Genomic DNA, 8,554 nt, shown 5'->3' on the forward strand with positions numbered 1-8,554 from the left:
GGAGTAAATCTTGATACCGCGCTGCGCGAGCCGCGCTCTTGACCCCTCCTTGAGGGAAGGGGTTTGCCGCGCTTCTGGATCACCGTTTTCCTTGAAAACTTTTGAGATAATGGTTAAGAAAACCCAAGTAATAAATTCTTCAATTTATTCAACGCCCAAGAAACGGTTTTCGACACGCTTCGGATACTCAAAGTCACGTTAAACGCAATTTCACGCCCACGATTACCAAAAGGGACCCATGTGGCATTGATTTCGTAATCTTTTGCATTTAAGCATCCATCAAACACAAGAGGATGCAAGAAGACATGAGCGTAATGGCCATTCAATCCGTGTGCGATTCCAAAGAGATAGCTGAAGAGATAATAGCCACATGCCTGCTCGAAGGAATCGTCGCAAGCGCGGATCTCGAGGACGGGGTTTTAACGTTCTCGATGGTTGACGGAATTCCTCGACAATCCAAATCAGTGAAGGTCACGTTCAAGACAACCGGGGATCTCTACCCGAAGGTGATGTCGGCCATCACGGAAATGCACCCGGAACTTGAATTCCGAACCTGCGCTTACCCCATAGCCGTCAGCCGCCGCGTCGACCACTGGGTCGCAGAGCAATGCGGGTCTTCGCACATTCCGGCAGCGAAGAGCCAGAAACTCTCTCTCGCCCACTAAGTACCGATCAAGCGGCTTTTGGAGCGATCCGGCTCCTTGCCGCCTCGCCGATATCTCCCTTTTTCCAGTGCTTCCTGCACACTGAGACGTATTTCTCCTCGCCGCCTATCTCCACGACGTCGCCGGACTTGATCGGAACACCGGATGCGTCGTACTTGAGAATCATCGTGGCTTTTGCGCCGCAGTGACAGAGCTGCTTGCACTCGCTAATCTTGTCCGACAACGCCAAGAGAGCGGAAACGGCCGGGGAAAAGATGTCGCCCTGATAGTTGTTCTTCAGGCCGTAGGCCAAGACAGGGATATTCAACTCGTCCACGACATCCGATGCCTGCCATATCTGATCCCGGCTCATGAACTGAACCTCATCCATCAAAACGGCGGTTACCGGATCCCGATCGTTTTCCCTTGCCACGAAGTCAAACAGATCGTCCCCCGTCGAAAGGGCAGCGGCCTCCGCCTTCAGGCCAATCCTCGAAGAGACGACACCCACGCCGGAGCGGTTGTCCATCGCGCTCGTGATTACTAGGACGCGACCACCGTTCTCCCGATAGTTATGAGCGGTCTGCAACAGAAGAGTCGTCTTGCCGGCATTCATGACCGAATAGAAAAAGTACATTTTTGCCAACCTGGAAACTCCCCGTTCAAACTGATTCAACCTTCACCAAAAGGATGTCGCCAGACCTCGCGATTAGCAAGAAAACAATTGCTTTGACTAGCCTCGCCGGCGCGCAAACACCCCATTCACAAGCGAAAATACACGTTTAATGCAGGCCCTTCTAAAAATCTTAGGTTTCGACCATCCTTTTGTTAGCAGGTGCGAAATCGACAAGTGAGATCGGTACAATGAGCAAGGACTTCACCATCTTCTCCAATGCCTTCAAGAACGCCATGAAGGACGGCCCCTCCATTCTTCTTCTAGACACGGACGACGGCAACGAAGCGTTTTGCTACCGCCGGAAGGGCGAGGAGATCGACGATCCCGATTGCGAGAACGTGTACCAGGCGCAAGTGAGCGGCGTTTACTTCAGGGCCGTCCGCATGCGCGGCGAGGAAATGGATCACGTCTGGCTTTTCGCCTGTGACGGGGACGAGTACAGCATCGACGGCTTCCTCGAGAATCGTTACCTGAACAGAAGCGAGCTAGAACTCTCAGGCATGACCGTCCAGACGATTTTTCAGATCGCCAAGCACAAGGACCCGTCCCTCGGTCGACGTCCGACCGTGAAGTTCTGAGGTTGCTTTTACTTAAGGGTCGTATCCGATGTTCCCTTGAGAGGCGACCCAGCTCTCGAACGCGTACGGCTGAATGCCATACTCCCTATCCAGCAGTTTCTTGCGCAGGCGGGCCTTCGCCAGTTCTACGGGAGAAATCCCTGACGGCGCGGCGAGAGGAGGGATCCAACTATCCGCTGTACGCGGCGTGAAAATGACGGACGTAAGGTCCGGGATCCCATTGACCGCTATGTCCTCAAGAAAATCGACACCCAGTGGATTCGTCGAGGCGCCCCGGATATTCGTAAGCGCGGTCACCACTAGGAGATTGTCCATTTCCTTGAATTCGCTCGAATCGAAAAACTCCCCGGAAGCCGACAGGATCTCGGACCCTGAAATTAACCGATCCGCACTCGACGTCCCGAGGAGGGCCTCGAACGGCGAGGCACCCGAAGATGCCTTGTCGACGACGGACGATGCCGGCGCGTAGGCTGTCGCTACAGAAATCGGCGGCTCGCGATCCGGTTTCGGATGAGGGGTCGCCAGGACAAGAACCAAGGCGGAGGAATCCGGCGAACGCTTCTCGGCCTGAGTATTCGAAGCAAAGGATGCCGAAGACCGGACCTGATCCTCCGCGTCCGGCTTCGACGACCGACCCCCGCTAAATATCCGCGCGAAGAGATTTTTCCCCGACCCAACGCTCTTGGCCGGAGCTTCCGTTCCATTGATCCGCGCCGCCCTCGGAACCTTATCAAGTTCGGCCATTGCCGCCTTATACCCCTCCAACGGCCTCCCGTTAGAAGGTACGTGAATGGTTTTCCCGTCCGGGAACAGTTTGGCCAATTGCTTCGACGACATCCTGGGCCAATGACGAACGCGTGAGACATCCAGATGCACGAAGGGCGACGCAGACCTTGGATAGTATCCGACACCGCCAACTTGGAGCTTCATTGCGATCTCGCGCAGTCTCGATGTATCGATGCCCGGGATCCTGAAATCCATCGCCTTGCCCTGAATGTGCTGGCTGTTGCGGGCGACCCCCGAGCTGCGTTTCCTTAGACCCTCGTTCGTCACCTTCGACCGATACCCCGAATGGACGTAAATGCACGCCGAGGCTCCGGATCGCCCGTACACCTCGTGAACAAGATCGAACAGAAGAGGGTCCATTTTCGTCGCCTCGCTTCGCCGCCAGTCGCGAAGGAACCAATTGAGCTTCCTTAAAGCTCTCTCGTCGTACGAGCCGTTGCGAAAATACGTGATGTCCAGGGATTCACGCGTATTCGTGTTGCAGAGCGAGAGAGACCTGTCCGAATTTGCCGCTGCGACCTCCAGCGAGAAGGCGAGAGCAAGCGCGGCCATGATCAAGGGGCGAAACAGCTTCAAATCCTCAGTCCCTCTTTCCGATCGTCTTGAGCCGTCGGTGCGGCCGTGCCCGGATCATCCGAAAACGGGCATTGGTCGGGACTTCAGCGGCTCCAAGGATTTCCGCCCGAATGTGCCCCATTCGCAACAATTGAAATAATTTTGACCTCGAATCCTTCGGCGGTCAATAAAGTTTGTGTCGGGCTTTGCGTCGTGCAAGGATTCGAATAAGCGAAGGAGGGGATCCGTAATGATCCAGAAGCGCGACGCCCCTTCTGCAGGGAGGGGAAGACGTTAAGGAGGCCACCCCGAAGAGTCTGTACTACCCCATATGCGGCACGGAGCGCATCAGCGTTCTCGTTTTGGGGCCACGAACGACGCCTGGTTCATCTCGTCCGAGGCGGCTGCCATTCTTGCTACCCACGACACCCTTGTCCTAGCCCCGCAGAACCGCAGCCAATACCACCACTGAATTCGGCGTTTGTTCGTTTCTTCAACCTCCATCAGTCTCGACGACACAACACTCCAGACGACACCATATCCCGATGATCAAATCCCAAATCGACTACGAGATTCTCCCTGACACCTATATCGGCAAGCTCCTGTCCTCGCCCGCTCCGAAGAAGCGCCTGAGCAACCAGGAGGCGGCGGCCCTCATTCAGGAGACTGCGGATCGCGTCGAGAAGGAGCGGCCCAACGGCGATGATCGCCGGATCGCCGAACTGATGGCGGCGGAAGCGATCCGCGCCATCAGTGGAAACGGGTCAAGCTCCCTGAACTGGTACACCGACAGCATCGACAACGCCCTTTCCGTTGCCGGTCTCATACACCCCGAGCTAGTCGACGAGGAATGCGTGGTTTCTCCGTTCAAATCCGCCTCCGAAGCCCGCGTCGTCTTCTTTGCGGCGTTGTCGATAACCTCCCAGAACATCAAGGTCTTCGAAAATGTCAGGTACGCCCTCGAGCAGTACGAACAATTCAAGAGACACGGCCGTTTCGTCGATGCGTCCTACGGTCCGAAAGCGCAATCGGTGCTCAGGAACCTGCAACGCTTCAATCTCGCCCTCAAGACGTTCGGCGGCGATCTCAGCCGTCTGGAAGCGTTCCTAATGAAGCGCTTTACCATGGGCGAGATCAGACGCGTCGCAGAGGGATTCAGCATCAACATCGGCGGCGCTGAGCTGAACGACGAGGTCGTCCACGGATCGATGATCTTCGGACCCAAGATCGGAAACGGCTTCTTTCAAAACCTCATGGGCAACCACGATCCAGTGACGATCGATCTCTGGTTCATGCGCATGTGGGGCAGATACACCGGAACGCTGGTGAAGCGCGAGATTCCGAAGGCCGCCCTTACGAAACTCACGGCGGGTATTCGGAAGTCCCTCCGCTCGGAGAAGATGACTAAGGTACTCCGGGATGCGGGACTCGCCCTCAAGCCCTCCGAGATCCGAGCCCTCGATCCGGAGGAGCTTGCGAACTACACCAAGAAGCTCAACCACCTATGGAGCCGACGTCGGCGGGCGGAACTGGAAAAAGGCCGTACCAACGACCAGATCCTCGAGATCAAGACGGCCCTCGGATGGGCTAATCCCGCGAAGGCTGTCTACGAATCCCTGGTCGGAACCGTGGATACCCCGAGGAACGGCAACGAGAGACGCCGGATGCGTGCGGTGACGCGTCAGTCTGTTGACATTTTGCGGCTTAAGGGATATTCGATGAGTCCAGCTGACTTGCAGGCAACGCTCTGGTATCCCGAGAAGGAGCTTTATGGACATCTAACCGGGCGCGATCCGGGCGCAATGAACGTGTCCTACGAACAGGCCCTTGTGGCGGCGGCTAAGAATGAAGGATATACGGATGGAGAAATCGACGATGCCATTGAAGCAGGAGCAGGTCGAAGCAGACGCGCCGGAGGTGACGGATGTCTTGAGCGCGATGCCGGACGCGGTGGTTTCCAGGTTTCTTCTTGAACTTGAGAAACTCCCCGAAGCCAAATACGAAGGCGACGCTTAAGCCACCTTCGGCATCGTCGATCCCTTCGAAATCGCGGTCGCGAGACTTGTTGCCATGACCTTGCCGAGAGCGACTGGCACGGCGTTGCCGATCTGCTTCATGACCGTTCCCCACGCCCCGGAAAGTTCGAATCCCGCCGGAAACCCTTGTATCTCGGCCGCCTCGCGAACGGTGTAGTAACGAACGCTCCCGTCATCCCTCACGAACATGTTTTCGCCGCCTGGAACTCCATGGACACCGGCCTTAATCGCTTTCGAAGGGAGGTCGAGTGGGCTTCCCGTGTGACCCGGATAGGTTCTCGCCCCCTCCTTGTGAACGTGACCGTTCACGCCGTCGGGGTCTCCTAACGGCAGCAGAGCCTCGCGAACCGTTTTCCACGGGAGGAGGGCAGGGCGTTCCCCGGCGCGCTTGAGCTTCCTCAGTATCTGTTTCTCCCGCGGGCTGACACCGATGCCGTTCAATGCCGTTATGCCGACGCGTTCCCAATAGGTGCCGTCGACCCACTTGTCCCATACCAACCTCTCTAGTGAGTGGGTCTTCCGTGGAGCAGTCGGAGCGATGCCCAGATCGGCCCTGACACCCAGGAAGAACACCCTGTGACGACGCTGGGGAACGCCGTAGTCGGCCGCATCCACCAGAGCCAACACCACTTTGTATCCCTCGTCTTCGAGAGCCCGCACGACCGAATTTCGATAGTCCTCGAACTTCTTTCGCATCAATCCCTTTACGTTCTCAAAGAGGAAGGCGCGCGGCCTGATCTCACGGACCGCCCTGATCGCCTCCGGCCATTTGTCCCTCGGATCCAGATTTCCGGCACCGACGCCTCCCCCGGAGAATGGCTGGCACGGAGGCCCTCCAGCCACAAGATCCACCCCGCAATATTTCGTCCAGTCCACGGTGCCTACATCCTGGCAAAGAACTCCCGGCGCATGACCGAAATGCCCGCCGTTCGCGCGAAGCGTTCCCGATGCCTCGCAATCCATCTCAACGATCGCGAGCGAGCGAAAGCCCGCCTTTCCGATTCCGAGCGCAAGTCCTCCGCACCCGCCGAACAATTCGACGCTATCCATATCGAATCCTTTTGAGATATACATCGCACCTTTCGAATGATCGCTTCGAGCAAGGATTCAGGCAAGATAAATCCTGACGCCGCCGTAAATGGTATTGTCTTTCGCCCTGCTCCGGTGTTGAATCCCATAAAGGTAACTCGGACGACGAACATGAAGAATCTTGAATTCGGAACATCTGAAGGCTTGCTCACCCTGCTAGGCATCAAGGGCCTCGGCGCAGTGACGGCGCGCGGGATCGCCGAGAAATTTGCCGATCTCGATGCCCTAAGAACAGCGGAAGACGAAGAGTTCAAGGGTATTGCGAACGTCACCGTTCGGGATCTTCTTCGCAACGACAACGCGGCGCTGCAGGAAGCGAACGGCAAGGCTCGGCGCGAGATCGAGGGCGTGAAAGAAGTCGGCGCCGATGTCGTCTGCTTTCTGGACGAACTCTATCCGGAGCAACTCCTTCACATTCCGGACATGCCGCTGGTGTTGAGGGTGTGCGGCGATCTCGGTGTCATTCGCAGATCGATCGCGTTCGTAGGAGCGAGAGCGGCCTCTGAGTTCGGACAGACCGCGACGCACCGCATGGCGCAGTATTTCGCGAGCCGCGACTGGACCATCGTTAGCGGCCTTGCCTCCGGTATTGATCAAATCTCCCACCGAGCGGCCCTCGAGGTCGGTAAGCCGACCGTTGCGGTGATCGGTTCCGGTATCGACACCTACCGTAACGATCACGAACTCGACATGGCAGTGGAGATCGCGGGGAACGGAGGTCTCGTTATCTCCGAACAGCCCTGCGGACGCGACGCCGACAGGGCGACCCTCATCAAGAGGAACCGCCTCATCACCGGGCTTTCGGTCGCCACCTTCGTCATGCAGGCGGCACGTAAGAGCGGAACCATGCATTCGGTCCGATACGCCACCCATCAAGGAAAGCCAATCTACGTCCCCGGCATTCCGGGGAAATTCCAGTCCGATCCGCTCAACGAGGTCCCCCGGCTTCTCGCTCAAAGCAATGGCTCGGACTTCGTGCGCTGGGCCGATTTCTCCCAGAAGATCATCGACGAGGTCGACGAGCGCGAGGAACAGCCGCTCGCGACCGCTATCGCGAGCCGGGATGCCTACCTCCAGGTGGAACAGGAGCTTGAAATTATGATGCCGGCGGCGGCGAAGAGCGCTTCATCACTTCCAAAGGTCGCCTGAATCCCTCCCTTGCCAATCGCACCGAAGACGATGGCACCACCACCTTACCCCATCGCGCCGGACATAAACCCCGCTAGGCTCAACGACGACCCGCGCCGAAAGCACGCTGCGCCCGGCGTTTTCAAATTGAATCCGTCTAATTAGCGAGTCCACTGCGTAATGAGCAAGTCAAGGCATAACGCCATCTCACCCCCACCATTTTTTAAATTGCCAGTCCCCTGCGTACCCCATAGCGCCTACGTCGCCTTGCAAAGCCATCAAGGACATCGCGTAATCAGCGGTCATTCAGGGACGGCAGCGAGGGGCACAGCGACCTGAGGCATCAAGGCCAGCCAGCATGACAACCATGCCCCCGCCACCTACGTCTCAACAGCTTCGCACCATCGATAACGCTTAGAAAAGGAGCAAGCGGCATGAAGTCACTATATACACGCATGAGGAGACGAATACATGGCGACTGATTACAAGGCGAAGATGACTGCCCGGCAAATTCTTGCGCTGTCTCAGCTCATCGTCAGTGGCAAAGCACTCGCGGAACAGTTCATGGAATCGCGCGACCACAGCGAAGGCATGATCCTCGCTGCCATTTCGACTATTCAAAACCGCAGCCGCGATAAACCTACCGCTGAGAATGTCGCATCGGAAGTTGGCCTGCAAAAGCGCAGCGTTCAAGCCAAGCTTCATAATCTCGTCAAGGACGGGAAGGTTGTCCGCTTCCCGATGAGCGGCCGCGATCCGGACCTTTTCTATCTCAATCACGACTTCGAGGACGGATGGGTGAATTCGGAAGCCGGAAATCAAACCTTCGAACAACTTTCAGACACAATCTCGGGTATTGTCGCTTCGCTGGTGGGCAGTAAGAATGCATAAGCGTCATCTTTTGATCCAGAAGCGCTGACAAACCCCTTCCTTCAGGAAGGGGTCAAGAGTGCAGCTCGCGCAGCGCGGTATCAAGATTTACCCCGTTGCTCTTCAACATATTGCCCTACAAACCTGCGCCGAATGTGGTTCACTTGACAAACAGAGCTGCGAAAACCAAGC

General features: G+C 56.8%; 8 protein-coding genes. 5 read left to right on the plus strand and 3 right to left on the minus strand.

Annotated features, from left to right (window positions below; all coding sequences use genetic code 11):
• Positions 1–305: 305 nt before the first annotated feature.
• Entirely contained in the window at positions 306–665 is a 360-nt protein-coding gene (gene cutA, locus E1297_RS06265; RefSeq protein WP_196223217.1) for a divalent cation tolerance protein CutA, read from the plus strand.
• Between the two features lie 7 nt (positions 666–672).
• Here cutA and E1297_RS06270 read toward each other — a convergent pair whose 3' ends face one another.
• Positions 673–1,281: a thymidine kinase gene (locus tag E1297_RS06270; RefSeq protein ID WP_244327658.1), complete on the minus strand. Its 609-nt coding sequence runs from the start codon at positions 1,279–1,281 to the stop codon at positions 673–675.
• A gap of 227 nt (positions 1,282–1,508) precedes the next feature.
• On the opposite strand from E1297_RS06270, the gene E1297_RS06275 reads away from it, so the two are divergent.
• Positions 1,509–1,898 (plus strand): hypothetical protein, encoded by a 390-nt coding sequence (locus E1297_RS06275; protein WP_155135356.1) that lies wholly within the window; start codon positions 1,509–1,511, stop codon positions 1,896–1,898.
• Positions 1,899–1,910: 12 nt separating this feature from the next.
• Here the strand turns inward: E1297_RS06275 and E1297_RS06280 are convergent, their stop codons facing one another.
• A complete protein-coding gene (locus tag E1297_RS06280; RefSeq protein ID WP_244327659.1) occupies positions 1,911–3,260 on the minus strand; it encodes a DUF882 domain-containing protein in 1,350 nt (449 codons plus the stop codon).
• 524 nt (positions 3,261–3,784) lie between these two features.
• Between E1297_RS06280 and E1297_RS06285 the strand changes: the two genes are divergently transcribed.
• On the plus strand, positions 3,785–5,212 hold the full coding sequence (locus E1297_RS06285) for a hypothetical protein (RefSeq protein ID WP_155135358.1): 1,428 nt from the start codon (positions 3,785–3,787) through the stop codon (positions 5,210–5,212).
• A gap of 39 nt (positions 5,213–5,251) precedes the next feature.
• On the opposite strand, the gene E1297_RS06290 is transcribed toward E1297_RS06285, so the two are convergent.
• A complete protein-coding gene (locus tag E1297_RS06290) occupies positions 5,252–6,325 on the minus strand; it encodes a DNA cytosine methyltransferase (protein WP_155135360.1) in 1,074 nt (357 codons plus the stop codon).
• Between the two features lie 150 nt (positions 6,326–6,475).
• On the opposite strand from E1297_RS06290, the gene E1297_RS06295 reads away from it, so the two are divergent.
• The gene (locus tag E1297_RS06295) at positions 6,476–7,513 is read left to right on the plus strand and encodes a DNA-processing protein DprA (protein ID WP_196223218.1); all 1,038 of its coding nucleotides are present in this window, start codon (positions 6,476–6,478) and stop codon (positions 7,511–7,513) included.
• A 450-nt stretch (positions 7,514–7,963) separates the two neighbouring features.
• Complete coding sequence (locus tag E1297_RS06300) at positions 7,964–8,383, plus strand: hypothetical protein (protein WP_155135364.1); 420 nt, start codon at positions 7,964–7,966, stop codon at positions 8,381–8,383.
• Positions 8,384–8,554 lie beyond the last annotated feature (171 nt).

The sequence above is a fragment of the Roseibium sp. RKSG952 genome, from assembly GCF_009711355.1.